Source organism: uncultured Marinobacter sp. (assembly GCF_947259545.1).
In the GTDB taxonomy this organism is placed as follows: domain Bacteria; phylum Pseudomonadota; class Gammaproteobacteria; order Pseudomonadales; family Oleiphilaceae; genus Marinobacter.
This window is the reverse complement of sequence record NZ_CAMYMK010000002.1, coordinates 1,116,877-1,135,418: the sequence shown is the minus strand read 5'-3', so window position 1 is coordinate 1,135,418 and position 18,542 is coordinate 1,116,877. Positions and strand designations below refer to the sequence as shown.

Genomic DNA, 18,542 nt, shown 5'->3' with positions numbered 1-18,542 from the left:
GTTAGCAGGCTAGCGTCTTGACCCGGCGCGCCCTATTGGCGCCACAGCTTTCTCAACACACCACGGGTAACCGACGCCGGCGCGGACTTGGCAATGGGCCACAGGGCCCTGAACTGCATGGAGATCGGCCGGTGCAGGCGCGGCTGTTCCACCTGAGCCCACACCTGGGAAGCCACCACATCCGGTGTCAGATTCACGCCGAGACGTTCGAACAGCCGCGAGCCCTGCTCATTCTGCTGCACCATCCCGGTGTTCACAAACGGCGGCATCAGATCGCCCACACGGATACCGTGCGGCTCCCACTCAATATCCAATGCCTCCGTCATCGCCCGCACCGCATGCTTGCTGGCTGAGTAGGAAGCAAAATCCGGAATCCCATAGGCGGCAGATGCCGAACTCATATTCACCACCTGGGCATCGGGCGTCGCTTTCAGGTACGGAAACGCGGCATGCAAGACCGTCATCAGCCCGATTACATTAACCTCAACAATAGCCCGATGCGCCGCCATACCGATTTCCTCGAACGGCCCTACCTTCAGAATGCCCGCATTGTTGTGCAACAAACGTAGCTGACCGCCGGTATGCTCGGTGAAATCCGCCAGCGCCTTTTTCACCGACACCTCATCCACCACATCCATCACATGGATGCTGCAGCGGCCTTCACCGAGCTCCTTCTGAAGTGCTTCCAGCGCCGCCTCATCCCGGTCCGCGGCACCAACAAACCACCCCTTGGAAGCAAACAGAAGCGCAGTTTCGCGGCCGATGCCGGCTGCGGCACCGGTAATAAAAATACATTCTTTCACGGGGAATCCTTGGAGTTCGTTTTTGTCAGATCAGGATGATCTCAGGAACAAGCCCGTTTCGTGGCTGTCCATCAAGGCCAATCGCGATGGGTATCCCTGATTGACCGGACAACACGGGCGGACAGGATGGCGTACTTTTCCAACAATGCAGACACGGTGACCGACACCTGGCCACTCAATTGATCGTCCACCGCACGCCTTGCCTCGTCCAGGGTACTGCCGCGCTTCAACTCCTGAACTGTCAGTGCCATACGACGATCAGATTCAAGAATGTGGAAAGCCAGCCAACGGGCAAGATAGTCGTATATGTCCGCAAGTACCCGCTCTTGAGAGGCCTCGCTGCCCCTGAAAATCTGAATCTGAGCGAAAAAGAGCTGATGGCTGTCGTGGTGATTGCGGACAGCCTCTTCGGTATCCAGCCCTTCACGCCAGATAGCTTCTTCCGATTTGAAATGAAACGCGGCGTAGGACAGCAGTTCATCAAGAATCTGACTGCAATCCACGCTGGCACCACTCGCGACAAAGTGCTGGGCGAGCCGGTTCAGAATATCGACCAACACCTGGTGTTGCTGGTCAATCAACTCAATTCCGGTCTCGAAATTCCGATCCCATGGGAAAGGATCGAACCCAGCGGGGTCCGCCTTATGATCCGACATGGAGAAGCCCCCCACCTGGACGCGTCGTTACCGTCAGAGTACCAAGTAGGGCATCCGGATACCTTGTCCGAGATCAAGGTGGGGGACTACTTCAGCTGAATAGCAGACCGTAGACCATCATCAACACCAACACGATCTGGATAAGATAGAAAGTCGCCCTCAGCAGTATCTGCACAAACGATATGCCACTGATATGCACCAGGCTTTGAGCAATTCGTGCGTAAAGAACAAAGGCTGCCAAGGTATTCACCACGTCCAGGCGATCCATCAAGCCAGCAACAACCACAACCGACGCGAACACCGCGAAATTCTCGACACAGTTCAGGTGCGCAGCCTTGGCGCGCTGCAGAATTGGTGCATCAATCGGCTGCTTGTTACGTTCCCAACTGTCGATGGGTTTTGCGCCAGTCAATGCCTGCGGCACACGGGGAACGGCGTAAATCAGCGCCAGGAGCAACATCCATCCGGCATAAAGCAACACTGCGGTATAAGCGGTCATCTATCCTTCCTTTTCATCGGTTTTAATCGGGCATTGCCCTTTCATGGTTCGTTGACCGGGTCGTTATCCCACCCGTATTTGGTCACTTCCCCCGGTATACGGTTTTTCTTGTAAAATGGCCCACAGAGTACTGGTCAGATTGCCACCCCCGTGAGATGTTTGGCGGACAATGCACTTGTCATTGGTGGCCAATGCTCAACGAATCACGACATACAACCGCGCATTCCGGGCTGCCTAACTGGACGCGGCAGCCCAACCAACCCGTCACCTATCCTCGTATGTTTGTCGTATCAGCAGTGGCGCTTGGCGCAAGCCGCAGCGAGATATTGCAGCGCGCAGGAATCTCGGCGGAGATTCTGGACGATCCCGCGGGACGAATCTCTTATCTGCAAACCTTGCAGCTTTTCGAGGCGGTTCACGCTGCGATTGGCGACACCGCACTGGGCTTCGATACCGGCTTGCGCTTGCCGCTGACTGCCCACGGCAACCTGGGATACGCTCTGATGTGCGCCCCAACCCCGCGTGATGCCATCTCAATTCTGGAGCGTTTCTGGCACTTGCGCGGGCGCGGAACCCTGATGACAGTGAATGAGTCCGAGAACAACCTGTTCTTCGAGATCGAACCGGAAGTTCCCATCCCGCCCTCCCTCAGAGAGATGATGTTCAGCTCCATTCTGACCAGCATGATTCGCGGCATGGAATTCGTGTTGCCCATGCTGCCCAATAAACGGGAAATCTGGCTATGCGGACCAGAACCAGAAGGCTATCGCAACCGGCAGCAGCAGGTGCCCGGCGTCAGGTTCAACATGCCCCGCGCTGGTTTGGTGCTGGATGGTGACAGCTCCTGGCTGGATGAACCCTTGCCAACCGCTAACCCGGAAGGCTTGGCACAGGCACTGGCGCATTGTGAGCGCGAAAGCGCTCTCACAGAGACCGACAACGACATTGCCCGCCAGGTTCGCGCCCATTTGGTGCTGGACCAGAATGGTTACCCCTCTCCCGAGCAACTGGCCGATAACCTGTGCCTGACACCCAGAACGTTGCGCCGACGGCTGTATGAGCAGGGGCTGAGCTATAAGCAACTGCTGGATGATGTCCGGCGGCGCGACAGTTGCCACTTGTTAGCGACGTCCGGGATGGAAGTTCAGAGCATAAGTGAACTGCTCGGTTATGCCGATCCAGCGAACTTTACCCGGGCTTTCAAGAGCTGGACGGGATTGGCTCCGCGAATGTGGCGACGCAATAACTCTTAGCTTCGACGCCAGCTCACCACCTGAAGCCACCAGAAACATTTCGCAAAAGCCTTACGGCGAGCGGGCCCGCTTTCCTGATACAATCATCCCGATTTTCAATTGCTCCGTAGATCACAACGGCAGATGACGGATAGATTCAGATTGGGCAGTCAATGACGGTAAACAGCACAACAGACAACGTGGACCTTTCACTGGAAAAGAACGCGAGGACCGGCTCCGGACCCTCCCGGAAGTTCTGCGTGGCCCCCATGATGGACTGGACCACCCCGCATTTCCGCTACCTGGCGCGCCAGCTCAGCCGGCACACCCTCCTCTACACAGAAATGGTGACCACGGGTGCGCTGATTCACGGCGATACCGCCCGCTTTCTCCGTCATGACGAGGCGGAGTATCCGCTGGCGCTGCAGCTGGGCGGCAGCGATGCCGGTGAACTGGCCCATTGTGCGACGCTGGCGGAACAGTATGGATTTGATGAAGTAAACCTGAACGTGGGCTGCCCCAGTGACCGGGTGCAGAACAACATGATCGGCGCCTGCCTGATGGGGCATCCGGACAAGGTGGCGGAAGGCGTACGGGCGATGATCGGCGCCACCGGCCTGCCGGTGACGGTCAAGCACCGTATTGGCATTGACGGGCGTGAATCCTGGGACGATCTTTGCGAGTTTATTGAAAAAGTCGCTGCCGCCGGTTGCCGAACGTTTATTGTCCATGCCCGTATTGCCATTCTGGAGGGCCTGAGCCCCAAGGAAAACCGGGACATTCCGCCGCTGAAATACGACTGGGTGTATCGTCTGAAAGCGAAATACCCGGAGCTGGAAATCATCATTAACGGCGGCATCAAGACCTTTGAGGAGTGCCATCAACATCTGGAACACACGGACGGTGTGATGCTGGGGCGCGAGGCCTACCACAATCCCTGGTTATTGGCGGGCGTTGATCCCGAGTTCTTCGGCGAACAGACACCGGTGCAAAGCCGCCACGATGCCCTGCGCGCCATGCTTCCCTTTATCCAGAGTGAACTGGAGCGGGGCGTGTTCCTTACACACATGTCACGTCACCTGCTGGGATTGTTCCATGGGCAGCCCGGAGGTCGCCAGTTCCGCCGCTACATCAGCGAGAACGCCCATAAGCCGGGGGCCGGGCTGGAGGTCATTGAAGAGGCCCTGGCCAGGGTACGGGAGCCCGTGGAACCCGCGATAGCGTCTGCTTAATCGACCCTATACGCTTTGTTGTCTTGTTCCTGTCAGAGCAGCCCGTTATTGTAGGGAAAACAATTGAGACACGACGACAGGACGACGAATGACCAGCAAGCTTGAACAACTGAAAGCCATGACCACCGTGGTGGCTGATACCGGCGATCTGGATGCCATCGCCCAGTGGCGCCCCGAGGATGCCACCACCAACCCTTCCCTGCTGCTGAAAGCCGCTGCGTCAGATGCCTATCGCCCCATGCTGGACAAGGCCGTTGCCATGGCCAGCCAACAAGGCGGGTCTGACGCCGAGCAGTTGGCCTACGCCACGGATGCATTGGCCGTACAGGCCGGTCGCGAGATTCTGCAACTGATTCCCGGTGTGGTCTCCACTGAGGTGGATGCACGCTTGTCGTTCGATACCGACGCCACTCTGGCTCGCGCTCGCCGGCTGATCGACCTGTACCGGCAGCAAGGCGTGGATACCCGCCGGGTGTTGATCAAGGTTGCCTCTACCTGGGAAGGTATTCGCGCGGCAGAGCAGCTGGAAAAAGAAGGCATTCATTGCAACCTGACACTACTGTTCTCGTTCGTGCAGGCGGCTGCCTGTGCCGATGCCGGCGCTTTCCTGATCTCGCCGTTCGTGGGCCGCATCCTCGACTGGCACCTGGCCCACAGCGACCGGGACAGCTTCCCGGCGGCGGAAGATCCCGGCGTCCAGTCTGTGTCCCGCATCTATAATTACTACAAGGCCAACGGTTTCAAGACCGTGGTGATGGGCGCCAGTTTCCGCAACCTCGGTGAGATCGAGATGCTGGCCGGCTGTGACCGCCTGACCATCAGCCCCACTTTGTTGCAGGAGCTGCAAGATGATACTGCGCCGCTGAAGCGCCAACTATCACCAGATACCGCCGCCAGTTCCGATGGGTTCGGCACGATGGACGAACGCCTGTTCCGCTGGGAATCCAACGAAGACGCCATGGCCACCGAAAAGCTGGCCGAAGGTATTCGCCGCTTCGCCGCCGACCAGATCGAACTGGAAGGTCGTGTCAGGCAACTGGCCAAGGCAGCGTAACAGGCGTGCATTAAGAGGAGTATTCTTCAGGTCATGATCGAACGTCTGAAGCAGTTATTTGCCCCTACTGAGGAAACCAGGGAAGAGCCCGACCGACACTCACTGGCGGTGGCGGCCACCGCCCTGATGGTTCAACTCTCGCGCATTGATAACAACGAGGATGAGCGGGAACTGCAAACCATTGTGGATTGCGCCGTGAAGGCCCACGAGGTTACCCGGGAAGAAGCCGGGGAGATCCTTCAGGATGCCCTCAGCCACGCGGATGATGCAACATCACTGTACGAATTTACTGGCCAGATCAATGAGCATCTGGACCAGGCCGCCAAGCAGACCCTGCTGGAGAGCATCTGGCGGGTGGCGTTTGCCGATGGCCGCATCGACAAATACGAGGAACACCTGATTCGCCGCATGGCCGATTTGCTGCATCTTAATCATCGCGAATACATGCAGGCTCGCCATCGTGCGGAAGGCGCGGACTGACTGTTAAAGGAGCCAACATGCTAGCCATTCTCCACCCCGATACAGCACTGGACAGTGACGCCTACCGGCAAACCATGCATTTCCTGGAAAACCTGCCCGGTGTTTCGGTCCGGGTTCATGAAGTACAGGGCGCCAGCCAGCGGCTGACAGAGATCTACCTGCTGGGTGATACCAAATCGCTCGACAAAGAGGAAATTGAAGCGCTGCCGGCGGTGGAGCGGGCCATCCGTATCTCCGATGACTACCGTATCCTGGGTCGCCACCGGGATGATAAACGTCAGAGCGGCTTTACCTACAACGGTGTGGAGTTCAGCCAGTCCAACCTGAACATATTCGCCGGGCTGTGCGCCGTAGATGTGCCCGAACACGTGGAAATGATGATGCAGGCCCTGGAGGATCATGGCGAGGTCTGCACCCGTATGGGTGCGTACAAGCCGCGCACCAACCCCTATTCCTTCCAGGGACACGGCAAGGGCTGTCTGCCCTGGGTATTCGAGAAGGCGGGTAAGCATGGCATCAAGGTGATCGCCATGGAGATCACCCACGAGAGCCATATTGAGGAAATCGACACCTGCCTGGAGAAACTGGGTCGGCCCACAGGGGTGATGCTTCAGGTGGGTACCCGCAACACTCAGAACTTTGAGTTGCTGAAAGCCATTGGTCGCCAGAGCACTTACCCGGTACTGTTGAAACGGGGCTTCGGCATCACCCTGAACGAATCCCTTAACGCCGCGGAATATCTGGCCAGCGAAGGCAACGCCAATGTCATTTTCTGCCTGCGGGGCATGAAAACCGAGGCCGGCCAGCCCCACCGCAACATGGTGGATTTTGCCCATGTACCGGCGGTGAAGCGTCTGACCCGTATGCCGGTGTGCGTGGACCCGTCCCACTCCGTGGGCAGCCGTGAGAAATCTCCGGACGGCATTCTCGACGTCATGCACGCCACCGCTCAGGGCGTGGTTGCCGGCGCCAATATGGTGCTGGTGGACTTCCACCCGAAGCCGGAGAAAGCCCTGGTGGATGGCCCACAGGCGCTGCTGATGAACGAATTACCCGCTTATCTCGAAGATATCCGTTTGTGCCACGACACCTGGAAGAAACGCCAGGCCATTTACCAACGCCTGAAGGAATCTGCAACAGAATGATTGTCTACGGACACCGTGGGGCCAAGGGAGAAGCCCCGGAAAATACACTCGCCGGATTTACCCATGCCTACCGGCACGGCATTCGCCACTTCGAACTGGATCTGGTTCTGTCAAAAGATGGTAAGCCGGTGATCATCCATGACCTGTCGGTGGATCGCACCACCGACAGCAAAGGCGCTGTCGCCAGCTATACCGCCGACGAACTGGCAGGAATGGACGCACGGAGGAACGCGACGCCCTGGTCAAGAAAAGTCGGAATACCCAGCCTGGAAACCCTGCTGGATGAGTTTGCTGATCTCGAACACCTGCAGCTGGAGGTCAAGAAGGACAATCGACAACGGTTGAACATCCTCTGTAACCGCCTGACGGAAATCATTCAACGCCGGGAACTGCATTTCCGGGTCACCGTGACCTCGGCGGATGTGTGGTTCCTGCAGCAGATTCGGAGGCGGGACAAGAACATCCGCATTGGCCTGGTGGCCGAGCGCAAGTTTCCCCGGCCAGTCAATGTTGCCTCACGACTTCATTGCCAGTTCCTCTGCGTGAACTGGAAAATCTGCTCAAAAGCCGTAGTGGACGACGCCCATCGCCGGGGCATGCACGTATCGGCGTGGACCGTGAACCGAATTCACGACATGCTGGAACTGGAGAAGCTTGGCGTGGATAGTATCATCTCCGACTTCCCCACCAGTACCCGCATGTATTTCGATAACCGCGCGAACTCGGTCCTCAGCCTGCCCAACAGCAAAACGCTCCAGAGCGCGACTGAAGACACCGCTGTATCCACGGATTAGAAAATCCGGTTCAGCCCGTTCAACGCCGCTACCCGGTAGGCTTCTGCCATGGTCGGGTAGTTGAAGGTCGTGTTGATGAAGTAGTTCAGGGAATTGGCTTCGCCTTCCTGATTCATGATGGCCTGTCCGATGTGGACGATCTCGGCCGCCTGGTCACCGAAGCAATGGATACCCAGAATCTCACGGGTTTCCCGGTGGAACAGGATTTTCAACATTCCCACGGCTTCTCGAGTGATCTGGGCGCGGGCCAGATCCTTGAAGAACGCCTGGCCCACTTCGTAAGGCACCTTGGCTTCGGTCAGCTCACGCTCGGTCTTGCCCACGGAGCTGATCTCGGGAATCGTGTAGATACCGGTCGGCACGTCCGACACAAAGCGGAAATATTCGTCGTGCAGGATATCGGACGACGCCGAGCGGCCCTGGTCGTAAGCGGCACTGGCCAGGCTGGGCCAGCCAATCACATCGCCAGCAGCGTAGATAGTATCCACTTCCGTACGGTAGTGTTCGTCCACCGCCAGCTGACCGCGGCCGTTGGGGACCAACCCGACGTTATCGAGGCCCAGCTTCTCTGTATTACCGCTACGGCCATTGCACCACAGGAACGCATCGGCCCGGATTTTCTTGCCAGACTTCAGCGACAGCACCACCCCGTGATCATCGCCATCAACCGACTCGTATTCCTCGTTGTGACGGACCAGCACCCCATTGTTGCGCAGGTGGTAACTCAGGGCGTCTGAAATCTCATCATCCAGGAACGTCAGCAGGCGGCTGCCCGGGTTGATCAGATCAACCTTCACACCCAGACCGGCAAAGATGGAGGCATATTCCGAACCGATTACCCCGGCACCATAGATAATCAGTGTACGGGGGGTATGAGACAGGTTCAGGATGGTATCGGAGTTGTAAATCCTGTGGTGACGGAAGTTCACATCCGGCGGCAGATAGGGCCTGGAACCAGTAGCAATAATCGCCTGCTTGAAGTGCAACGTCTCAACGGATTTGCTGCCGCGAACCTCAATACGGTGCTCGTCCAGGAAGGAAGCGCGACCGTTGATCAGGTCGACCCGGTTACGGGCATAAAACTGGGTTCTCAGTTTGACCTGCTTGTCGATCACCTTCTGGGCGTTCTGAAGAACGCGGGGAAAAGAAAACCAGCGGGGTTCTCCAATGTCCCGGAACATCTGGTTGGTGTTGAAGGTGATGATCTGTTTGACTGAGTGGCGCAGTGCTTTGGAAGGGATGGTCCCCCAGTGCGTGCAGTTACCACCAACGGTGGGCTTGTCTTCGATGATCGCGACACGTTTGCCGTGTTTCGTCGCATTCATCGCTGCGCCTTCTCCGGAAGGACCAGCGCCGATAACGACGACGTCGTAATGATGTTCTGCCATGCGTGCAGTGACTCCTTATCTACGTCGTGAAGTGTTGTTATTTATTTCCTGGTGGCGTCGTAACTCAGTTCGTCCGCCGTCTTGCCCTCGTTGGCAAGGCGCTCGTTCTCTTCTTCACACTTTTGCGTATTACCGCCACAAATATCACAAGACTTGCTGATACCCAGGGCGCCAATACCGCCACAGGTACCGCTGATCGGCTTGCGGCCGAAAATAACACCGATCGACATGGCAGCGACCAGCACGGAAACAATCAGTAGAACCAACAGAAAGGTACCCATAAGCCCTCCCCTAGTCTGTAAGGTACGCAGTGAATGCAGGCGTGTAATGAGTCTCAAACCCGTCATCACTACGCACGATGAAATAAGCCGCTATGTTTTCACGGGTAGCCAGCGCTTGTGCCCGCTCATACCCCATAACGTTGAAACCGGTTGCCAGCGCATCGGCCAGCATGGTGCTGTCTGCTATTACCGTCACCGAAGCAAGATTGTGACGAATCGGCTTGCCGGTCTCAGGGTCAATTGTATGTGAATAACGACGTCCTTCCGATTCGTAATAGTTACGATAGTCCCCGGATGTCGCCATCGCCTGCTGATCCAGCGCGACGACACGATTGATCTGACGACGTTCGGACACCGGCTGCTCAATGGCCAGACGCCAGGCATCGCCATTGGGTTTGCGACCGTTAACGCGAACTTCGCCACCGATCTCGACCAGATACGCGTCCACGCCGGCCTCTTCAAGATAACGGGCAACAGCATCCACGCCATAACCTTTGGCAATCGCCGACAAGTCAATGTACTGACGACGATGGCTTCTGAATGCCGGCGGATCAGGCCTCAGCTCAATGTTCTCATAACCTGTGGCATCAAGCCTTGACTTAAGTTCCCCCTCTTCAGGGACCATGTCCGGTCTGGCTTCGGGCCCGAACCCCCAGAGGTTAACAACCGGCCCAATAGTGACGTCGAAGGCCCCATTGGTAAGACTGGATACCTGCGTCGCCGTGGCGAGTACTTCGTAAAGCGGCTCCGAGAGCTCAATCCAATTCGACTGATCTTCCCGACGATTGAGCTGGGAAAGCTCTGAATCCTCTCGCCAGGTGGACATGGACGCATCCACATCTTCAAGAACCTGCTCAATGCCACTTCCCAGAGTTTCAAGGCGGGACTCATTGTCAGTCAATACGACGTTGATATGGTACTGGGTGCCAAACACCGGGCCGGCAATTTCCCAGACTTTTTCTTCGGGCTCAAACGAACAACCCGCCAGCGCGGCAACACCCAGCGCCATGAAGACGCTGAGTATTGCCGCCCTGACGGGCCTGAACATGCGGGATGTCATCTTGGTAGATTAACCTCCGAAGTCATCCAGCATGATGTTCTCGTCCTCGACACCAAGATCCTTCAGCATCTTGATCACAGACGCGTTCATGATGGGGGGCCCACACATGTAGTACTCACAGTCCTCAGGCGCAGGGTGGTCCTTCAGATAGTTGTCGTACAACACATTGTGGATGAACCCGGTAGGGCCTTCCCAGTTGTCCTCGGGCAGTGCATCTGACAATGCCACGTGCCACTCGAAATTGTCATTCTCTTCGGCCAGACCGTCAAAGTCTTCCACGTAGAACATCTCGCGGACACTCCGGGCACCGTACCAGAAGCTGATCTTGCGCTTGGAGTTCAGGCGCTTGAGCTGATCAAAAATATGGGAGCGCATCGGTGCCATACCAGCACCACCACCAATGAACACCATTTCGGCGTCGGTCTTCTTGGCGAAGAACTCACCAAACGGCCCCATCACGGTCACCTTGTCACCCGGCTTCAGGTCGAACACGTAGCTCGACATGATGCCCGGCGGATAATCCGTGCCAGGAGGTGGCGTGGCGATACGGATGTTGAATTTGAGCACACCCTTCTCTTCCGGATAGTTCGCCATGGAATAGGCGCGAATAGTCTCTTCCTTGTTAACCGCCTTGTAACGCCAGATATTGTGCTTGTCCCAGTCTTCGTGGAACTCTTCCTCGATATCGAAGTCCTTGAAATCGATCTCGTAGGGAGGACACTCCAACTGGACGTAACCACCGGCACGGAAGTCCACTTCCTCGCCTTCAGGCAGCTTCAATACCAGTTCCTTGATGAAAGTCGCCACGTTGTGGTTGGAGATAACCTCGCACTCCCACTTCTTGACGCCGAAGAATTCTTCCGGCACTTCCACCTTCATGTCCTGCTTGACAGGAACCTGGCAGGACAAGCGCCAGCCTTCTTTCTCTTCACGGTTGGTGAAATGGGTCTTTTCCGTTGGCAGCATCGCGCCGCCGCCTTCCAGAACCTTACACTTACACTGGGCACAGGTACCGCCACCACCACAGGCAGATGACAGGAAAATGCCGTTGTTTGCCAACGTACCCAGGAGCTTGCCACCCGCTTCTGTGGTCAGGGAGTGTTCCGGGTCGTCATTGATTTCGATAGTCACATCACCGGTGCTTACCAGCTTGGAACGGGCCGCGAGGATGATCGCGACCAGAGCCAGTACGATAACGGTGAACATGACCACGCCGAGAATAATTTCTGTACTCATGGTCTCGCCTTTTCGTTAAACCGAATCACCGGGTTGATTACAGTGAAATACCGGAGAATGACATGAAGCCCAGGGACATCAAACCAACAGTAATGAAGGTGATACCAAGCCCACGCAATCCGTCCGGCACGTCACTGTATTTCAGTTTCTCACGGATACCAGCCAGGGCAACTATGGCCAGAGCCCAGCCCAAACCGGCACCAAAGCCGTACACCACACTCTCACCAAATGTGTAGTCCCGCTCAACCATGAACAGCGACGCACCGAGGATGGCGCAGTTCACCGTAATCAGCGGCAGGAACACGCCCAGTGCGGCGTATAGCGCGGGGATGTATTTGTCCAATACCATTTCCATGATCTGGACAATCGCCGCGATAACGCCGATATAGGTCAACAGGCCGAGAAAACTCAGGTCAACATTGGGGAGACCTGCCCAGTCAAGCGCGCCTTCACGGAGAATGCTGTTATACAACAGGTTGTTCACCGGCACGGTTACCGTAAGCACCACCACCACGGCAATACCGAGACCGACAGCCGCCTCGATTTTCTTGGAGATCGCCAGGAAGGTACACATCCCCAGGAAGAAGGCCAGAGCCATGTTTTCAACAAAAACGGCCTTCAGAATCAAACTAATATAATGTTCCATCAGAAGGCCTCCTTGGCGGTATGGCGAGACATTTTGTAGTCAGGCTCTTCCACCTGTTCCGGCTTCCAGGTACGCAGGCCCCAGATCGCCAGACCGATGATGAAGAACGCGCTCGGTGGCAGCAGCAACAAGCCGTTCGGCACATACCAGCCGCCTTCGTTCACTACCGGCATCAGCGAGATACCAAACAGTGAACCGGCGCCCAGAAGCTCCCGGAAGAATGCCACGAAAATCAGCAGCACCGAGTAGCCCAGGCCGTTACCAACGCCATCCAGGAAGCTCAGCCAGGGGCCGTTCTTCATGGCGAAGCCTTCCGCACGCCCCATTACGATACAGTTGGTGATGATCAGACCAACAAACACCGAAAGCTGCTTGGAAATCTCGTAGGCATAAGCCTTGAGTATCTGGTCAACCACAATAACCAACGATGCGATGATGGTCATCTGAACGATGATCCGGATACTGCCCGGAATCTGGGCACGCACGAGGGAAACCGCCAGGTTGGAAAAGGCTGTTACCGCGATAACCGCCATACACATAACCAGCGTAACGTTCATGCTGGTCGTTACTGCCAGCGCGGAACAGATGCCAAGAATCTGCAACGCGATCGGGTTGTTACTGAAAATCGGTTCGAAGAGAACCTGTTTGGCTGAAGCGTCTGCCATGATCAGACCTCCCCTTCACGAAGTTTTTTCAGGAACGGCGCATAGCCACGGTCACTCATCCAGTAATTAACCAGCTGTTCCACACCGCGGCTCGTCAGGGTCGCACCGGAGAGCGCGTCGACCTTATGCTCCTTGTTGGCAGCATCGGCGCTTACGCCACCTTTCACCAGGCGAATCTGGGGCTCTTCCATCTTGTCGCCGTAGACTTCCTTACCGACCCACTGACCTTTCCAGCGGGGGTTGTCCACTTCGCCGCCAAGACCGGGAGTCTCTGCGTGAGCGTAGAAACCGAGCCCTTCGATGGTGTTGGCGTCACCCTTCAGGGAGACAAAGCCGTAAAGGGTAGACCAGAGGCCGTATCCGTGCACAGGCAGGACCACACGCTTCAGTTCACCATTTTCGGAGAGCGTGTAGATCTTGGCCACGTTCGGACGGCGCTTGATACCCGCCTTGTCTTCCGACGACGGAATGTCGGTGGACATGGCAGGATCAGAGGCCGCTTTGTACATATCGTACTTCATCGGATCCTCTACGCCGACCTCGGATGGCTCGACGTAATCCCCACTGTCCAGATCCAGCAGGCGCACGTCAAAACGGGAGAACTCCTCCTCGATTTCATCGGCGCCGGCACCTTCCTGCAACATGCCGGCAGCCGCCAGGATGTTGGTTTTGATATCCAGATTCTGGTTCTTGATTTGAGCAGGTCTGAGCGACACCGCGGCAGTGGACACCACTACCGAGAAGACAATACTCAGTACCAGGGCAACAATCAGCGTTCTGGAGACGGTTTCTTTAGCTTTAGCCACGAGCAAGCCTCCGTTTGATGTTGGCCTGAACCACATAGTGATCCATCAGCGGTGCGAACAGGTTGGCGAACAGGATGGCCAGCATGATGCCTTCCGGGAACGCCGGGTTAACGACACGAATCAGCACCGTCATCACGCCCACCAGGATACCGAAACACCAGCGCCCCGTATTGGTCATGGCGGCGGACACCGGGTCGGTTGCCATGAACATCATACCAAAGGCAAAACCGCCCATGACCAGATGCCAGTGTGCCGGCACATCAAACATCGGATTGGTGTCGGAACCAATAAGGTTCAGCAGCAGGGTCATAGCGATCATGCCGATCAGGACGCCCCCCACAATGCGGTAGGACGCAATTTTCATCACCAGCAGGATAAGACCACCGATCAGAATTGCCAGCGTGGAGGTTTCACCCACGGAGCCCTGAATGGTGCCCATGAAGGCGGACATCCAACCAATCTGCGCCTCAAGAGCTTCCAAACCGCCACTGGCAGCCCAGCTCAACGCCGTAGCGCCGCTGAAGCCATCCACAGCGGTCCAGACGGTATCACCGGAGATCTGCGCCGGGTACGCGAAGTACAGGAACGCTCGACCGGTAAGCGCCGGGTTGAGGAAGTTTTTGCCGGTACCGCCAAATACTTCCTTACCGATAACCACACCGAAAGTGATACCCAAAGCCACCTGCCAGAGCGGAAGATCCGGCGGGCAGATCAGGGCAAACAATACGGAGGTCACGAAGAAGCCTTCGTTGACTTCGTGGCGACGAACAGTGGCGAACAGCACTTCCCAGAAACCACCCACGACGAAAGTCACGAGGTATATGGGCAGGAAGTACGCCATACCGTAGACAAAGTTGTCCCAGATACTGGCGGCATTGTTACCCGCCAGCGCGCTGATAAACGCCGTACGCAGGCCGCCGTCACCCATCAGGGCATCCGGATTTTCAGCCAGGAAGCTGTTGGCCTGGAAACCGATGTTCCACATACCGAAGAACATGGCCGGGAAGGTGCACAACCACACAGTGATCATGATGCGCTTCAGGTCAACCCCGTCACGAACGTGAGCCGTGGTGGAGGTTACACTGCCAGGCGTATAGAAAATGGTATCGACGGCTTCATACAGCGCGTACCAGCGCTCGTACTTGCCACCTTTTTCAAAGTGATGCTCGATGCCATCGAGAAACTGTCGGATTGCCATCGTATTAGCCCTCGATCTCGATTCGGGTCAGGTTCTCGCGGAGAATCGGACCGTATTCATATTTACCCGGGCACACGAAGGTACACAGCGCCAGATCCTCTTCATCCAGTTCCAGCGCACCGAGCTTCTGTGCCGTTTCCGTGTCGCCAACAATCAGCGAGCGCAACAGTTGAGTCGGCAGGATATCCAGGGGCATGATTTCTTCATAGGTACCCACCGGCACCATGGCTCGCTCACTACCATTGGTGGTGGTGGTGAAGTTGAACAACTTGCCGCTGACCAGCTTGGACAGGTAGATGTTCAGCACCGAGAACTTGTTCGGGCCCGGAGACAACCAGCCCATGAACTCGCGCTTATAGCCCTCTTCCAGAACAGATATCTGGTTTGCGAAGCGACCGAGGTAGGCACAGGGGCCATCACCACGGCGACCGCCGAACACAGAGCCGGAGATCATGCGAACATCGCAGTCGGTGGCTACTTCGTCCTTCAGCAGTTCATTCAGGTTGGCGCCGACGCGGGTGCGGATCAGGCGCGGCTTCAGGGCCTTGGGACCACCAACCGCAACCACTCGCTCCACAGGCAGCTCACCTGTCTCGAACAGCTTGGCAATGTCGATGACATCCTGATAGCCGATTGACCAGACCACCTTGTTACCAGCGATCGGATCCAGGTAGTGAATGTGCGTGCCCACATTACCGGCCGGGTGAACACCGTCGAACTGGTGAACTTCCACACTATCGGACTTGGGAACGGGAACATCCGAGCCAGGCTTGCCGCAGACAAAAACCTTGCCAGTGGTCAGCTTGCTCAGGATTTTCAGACCCTGTTCAAACGCAGCACCGTTTTCTTGAATGATAACAGTGGGGGAAGCGGCCAGAGGATTGGTGTCCATCACGGAAACAAAGATGGAGTGGGGAGCCGTGTCGATGGCCGGCACCTTGCTGTAAGGACGCGTCTTCAGCGTAGTCCACAAACCGGACTCTACCAGGTTATCGACAACCTGCTGGCGCTCAAGACCAGCCAGATCCGCCTCATTATAGCGGGCAAAGGTTTCAGCATCATCGCCATCAATCTCGATAACGATCGACTGGAAAACACGACGCTCACCACGGTTGATTTCTTTTACCACACCGGCTGCCGGGGAGGTATAACGAACGCCTTCGGTCTTCTTGTCCGTGAACAGCAGCGTACCGCGCTTGACACGGTCTCCCTCTTTCACAGCCATCGTCGGCTTCATGCCGTTGTAGTCAAAACCGATCAATGCCACGTGGCGAACGGGTTTGCCGTCAGTAATGGTCTGCTCAGGAGCGCCGCTGATGGGAAGATCCAGGCCTTTTTTGATCTTAATCATTAGCCTTATCCAATCATCAGAAACTATTCGATGGATTTGCAACGTCGGTCCCTGTGGCCCAGATTCCCTTCTCGGGTTGCACCAGGATGGCTGCACCGACGCAGCGAAAGCTCAGAGGGTGAAAATCACCATGCTTTCGACAAAAGGGAAAGATGAGAAACGGGTGCCAGACGTACCCAAAATCGCGCCAATTATAGAGATTATGTAATCCTATTTCCACCAGAAACCCGGCGGAGTTTGTGCTCGAACGTAACACAACCATGGTGGAATTCGGGCCAAAAAGAAACCCCGGCAGCATAAGCTGGCGGGGTTTCTGACTTATTTGGCATTGCGTCAGCAGCCTCAGGCGCCTTGCAATAACCGGCCATCTACGACCAAGGTATCAGTCGCGGGCACGCTTCGGGAAGATCGGGTACGTCACACCTGCCATCTGGTTGACGCAGCGAACCACCTGGGCGCTGTAACCAAACTCGTTGTCGTACCAGACGTAAAGGATCACACGCTTGCCACCGGCGATCGTTGCCTGAGCATCAACAATACCGGCATGACGCGATCCAACAAAGTCTGTGGACACGACCTCCGGAGAATTGACGAAGTCGATCTGCTTCTGCAACTCGGAGTGCAGTGCCATCTCGCGCAGGTAGTCGTTAACGCTGTCTACACTTACATCCGTCTTCAGGTTGAGGTTCAGGATGGCCATGGACACGTTCGGCGTCGGAACACGGATAGCGTTCCCGCTCAGCTTGCCTTTCAGCTCCGGCAGAGCCTTGGCAACTGCCTTGGCAGCACCGGTTTCGGTGATAACCATGTTCAGTGCCGCGCTGCGGCCACGACGGCTGCCTTTGTGGTAGTTGTCGATCAGATTCTGGTCGTTGGTGTAGGAATGGACCGTCTCAACGTGGCCGTCCTCGATACCGAATTCATCGTTGATCGCTTTCAGGACCGGAGTAATGGCATTGGTGGTACAGGAAGCCGCCGACAGGATCTTGTCCTCGTAGGTGATCCAGTCGTTGTTGATGCCGTATACGATGTTCTTGATATCACCTTTACCCGGCGCGGTCAGAATGACGCGACTCACACCCTTCGATTTCAGGTGCAGACCAAGCCCTTCCTCATCGCGCCATTTACCAGTGTTATCCACGACGATGGCATTGTTGATGCCGTACTGGGTGTAGTCCACCTTGTCCGGACCATCTGAGTAGATCACCTTGATGTAGTTGCCATTGGCAATCAGGGCGGACTCTTTTTCGTCGACAGTGATGGTGCCGTCGAAGGGACCATGGACAGAGTCGCGACGCAACAGGCTGGCACGCTTCTCCAGGTCGTGCTCGGCACCGCCCTGACGCACAACGATCGCACGCAGGCGCAGGTTGTTACCGCCCCCGGCTTTCTCGATCAGGATACGGGCCAACAGACGACCGATGCGGCCGAAACCATACAGGACCACATCTTTGGTATCGTTTTCGGCATCTTCCTCTGACTGGGTGGCAAACTGCCCCACAATCGGACCTATCTCGCGATTGAGAAACTCTTCCAGCGAGCCGCCCTCGGCTTTGAATTTAACCGCCAGCTTGCCGATATCCACATGGGCGCGCCCCAGGTCCATCTTGTCCATGGCCTGCAGGATTGGCAGGGTATCGTGAACGGACAGCTCGCTGTCCTCCACCTGACGGACAAAGCGGTGAGCACGAATAATTCCGATAACTGACTGATTGATGATGGCGCGACCGTATACGGAGGTGACCACATTATTCTTGCGGTATAGACGGCCGATCAGCGGAATCATGGCTTCCGCAGTGGATTCTCTCTCGGTCCAGTTAGACAGGTGTTGGTTGATCTGTTCGTGACTCACGCTTGAACCTCTGCAGTTGGCACTTGGAAAAGTTGGGCGCATATTATCCAATTTAAAAGGCCAGACCGCAAATACTGCCGACACCCCAACCATGACAGCCACCCCTGCGACCGGTAGAATACGCGCCTCGCCGCCCCGGACTTCAACTGCAGGAGAAGACAAAC

19 protein-coding genes are annotated in these 18,542 nt (G+C 56.4%); 6 read left to right on the top strand and 13 right to left on the bottom strand.

The genetic code is table 11. The annotated features are described in order from the left end of the window. Nucleotides 1–32 precede the first annotated feature (32 nt). The 3 genes from Q0Y21_RS05350 to Q0Y21_RS05340 form a co-directional block, all read right to left on the bottom strand. On the bottom strand, nucleotides 33–803 hold the full coding sequence (locus tag Q0Y21_RS05350) for an SDR family oxidoreductase (RefSeq protein ID WP_297792286.1): 771 nt from the start codon (nucleotides 801–803) through the stop codon (nucleotides 33–35). Between the two features lie 71 nt (nucleotides 804–874). Beyond that, on the bottom strand, nucleotides 875–1,459 hold the full coding sequence (locus tag Q0Y21_RS05345) for a hemerythrin family protein (RefSeq protein WP_297792284.1): 585 nt from the start codon (nucleotides 1,457–1,459) through the stop codon (nucleotides 875–877). 91 nt (nucleotides 1,460–1,550) lie between these two features. Next, on the bottom strand, nucleotides 1,551–1,958 hold the full coding sequence (locus tag Q0Y21_RS05340; protein ID WP_297792282.1) for an MAPEG family protein: 408 nt from the start codon (nucleotides 1,956–1,958) through the stop codon (nucleotides 1,551–1,553). A gap of 191 nt (nucleotides 1,959–2,149) precedes the next feature. On the opposite strand from Q0Y21_RS05340, the gene Q0Y21_RS05335 reads away from it, so the two are divergent. The 6 genes from Q0Y21_RS05335 (at nucleotide 2,150) to Q0Y21_RS05310 (ending at nucleotide 7,895) form a co-directional block, all read left to right on the top strand. Next, nucleotides 2,150–3,211 carry an AraC family transcriptional regulator gene (locus tag Q0Y21_RS05335; RefSeq protein ID WP_297792280.1) on the top strand — a complete coding sequence of 354 codons (1,062 nt, stop codon included), beginning with the start codon at nucleotides 2,150–2,152 and terminating at the stop codon, nucleotides 3,209–3,211. Between the two features lie 152 nt (nucleotides 3,212–3,363). Further along, nucleotides 3,364–4,422, top strand: coding sequence for a tRNA dihydrouridine(20/20a) synthase DusA (gene dusA / locus Q0Y21_RS05330; RefSeq protein WP_297792279.1), 1,059 nt, complete (start codon nucleotides 3,364–3,366; stop codon nucleotides 4,420–4,422). Between the two features lie 88 nt (nucleotides 4,423–4,510). Then, nucleotides 4,511–5,476: a transaldolase gene (gene tal / locus Q0Y21_RS05325; RefSeq protein ID WP_297792277.1), complete on the top strand. Its 966-nt coding sequence runs from the start codon at nucleotides 4,511–4,513 to the stop codon at nucleotides 5,474–5,476. 33 nt (nucleotides 5,477–5,509) lie between these two features. After that, a complete protein-coding gene (locus tag Q0Y21_RS05320) occupies nucleotides 5,510–5,956 on the top strand; it encodes a TerB family tellurite resistance protein (protein ID WP_297792275.1) in 447 nt (148 codons plus the stop codon). 17 nt (nucleotides 5,957–5,973) lie between these two features. Beyond that, nucleotides 5,974–7,101 (top strand): 3-deoxy-7-phosphoheptulonate synthase, encoded by a 1,128-nt coding sequence (locus Q0Y21_RS05315; protein ID WP_297792273.1) that lies wholly within the window; start codon nucleotides 5,974–5,976, stop codon nucleotides 7,099–7,101. Further along, on the top strand, nucleotides 7,098–7,895 hold the full coding sequence (locus Q0Y21_RS05310; RefSeq protein WP_297792271.1) for a glycerophosphodiester phosphodiesterase: 798 nt from the start codon (nucleotides 7,098–7,100) through the stop codon (nucleotides 7,893–7,895). Before Q0Y21_RS05315 ends, Q0Y21_RS05310 begins: the two co-directional genes overlap by 4 nt. Here the strand turns inward: Q0Y21_RS05310 and sthA are convergent. The 10 genes from sthA to Q0Y21_RS05260 all read right to left on the bottom strand — a co-directional run bounded on the left by sthA (nucleotide 7,892) and on the right by Q0Y21_RS05260 (nucleotide 18,420). Then, the gene (gene sthA, locus Q0Y21_RS05305) at nucleotides 7,892–9,283 is read right to left on the bottom strand and encodes a Si-specific NAD(P)(+) transhydrogenase (protein WP_297792269.1); all 1,392 of its coding nucleotides are present in this window, start codon (nucleotides 9,281–9,283) and stop codon (nucleotides 7,892–7,894) included. The two genes, Q0Y21_RS05310 and sthA, sit on opposite strands and share 4 nt — an antisense overlap. 41 nt (nucleotides 9,284–9,324) lie before the next feature. Next, a complete protein-coding gene (nqrM, locus tag Q0Y21_RS05300) occupies nucleotides 9,325–9,564 on the bottom strand; it encodes a (Na+)-NQR maturation NqrM (RefSeq protein ID WP_297792268.1) in 240 nt (79 codons plus the stop codon). 10 nt (nucleotides 9,565–9,574) lie between these two features. Beyond that, a complete protein-coding gene (locus Q0Y21_RS05295; RefSeq protein ID WP_297792265.1) occupies nucleotides 9,575–10,624 on the bottom strand; it encodes an FAD:protein FMN transferase in 1,050 nt (349 codons plus the stop codon). Between the two features lie 9 nt (nucleotides 10,625–10,633). Then, nucleotides 10,634–11,860 carry an NADH:ubiquinone reductase (Na(+)-transporting) subunit F gene (gene nqrF / locus Q0Y21_RS05290; protein ID WP_297792263.1) on the bottom strand — a complete coding sequence of 409 codons (1,227 nt, stop codon included), beginning with the start codon at nucleotides 11,858–11,860 and terminating at the stop codon, nucleotides 10,634–10,636. Nucleotides 11,861–11,897: 37 nt separating this feature from the next. Continuing rightward, entirely contained in the window at nucleotides 11,898–12,506 is a 609-nt protein-coding gene (gene nqrE / locus Q0Y21_RS05285) for an NADH:ubiquinone reductase (Na(+)-transporting) subunit E (protein WP_297792261.1), read from the bottom strand. Next, nucleotides 12,506–13,171, bottom strand: coding sequence for an NADH:ubiquinone reductase (Na(+)-transporting) subunit D (locus Q0Y21_RS05280; protein WP_297792259.1), 666 nt, complete (start codon nucleotides 13,169–13,171; stop codon nucleotides 12,506–12,508). The genes nqrE and Q0Y21_RS05280 overlap by 1 nt, the downstream gene beginning before the upstream one ends. A 2-nt stretch (nucleotides 13,172–13,173) precedes the next feature. Beyond that, on the bottom strand, nucleotides 13,174–13,977 hold the full coding sequence (locus tag Q0Y21_RS05275) for a Na(+)-translocating NADH-quinone reductase subunit C (RefSeq protein WP_297792257.1): 804 nt from the start codon (nucleotides 13,975–13,977) through the stop codon (nucleotides 13,174–13,176). Then, complete coding sequence (locus tag Q0Y21_RS05270; RefSeq protein WP_297792255.1) at nucleotides 13,970–15,175, bottom strand: NADH:ubiquinone reductase (Na(+)-transporting) subunit B; 1,206 nt, start codon at nucleotides 15,173–15,175, stop codon at nucleotides 13,970–13,972. Before Q0Y21_RS05270 ends, Q0Y21_RS05275 begins: the two co-directional genes overlap by 8 nt. Before the next feature lie 4 nt (nucleotides 15,176–15,179). After that, the gene (locus Q0Y21_RS05265; protein WP_297792252.1) at nucleotides 15,180–16,526 is read right to left on the bottom strand and encodes a Na(+)-translocating NADH-quinone reductase subunit A; all 1,347 of its coding nucleotides are present in this window, start codon (nucleotides 16,524–16,526) and stop codon (nucleotides 15,180–15,182) included. 382 nt (nucleotides 16,527–16,908) lie between these two features. Further along, on the bottom strand, nucleotides 16,909–18,420 hold the full coding sequence (locus tag Q0Y21_RS05260) for a glyceraldehyde-3-phosphate dehydrogenase (RefSeq protein WP_297792250.1): 1,512 nt from the start codon (nucleotides 18,418–18,420) through the stop codon (nucleotides 16,909–16,911). Between the last annotated feature and the right edge of the window lie 122 nt (nucleotides 18,421–18,542).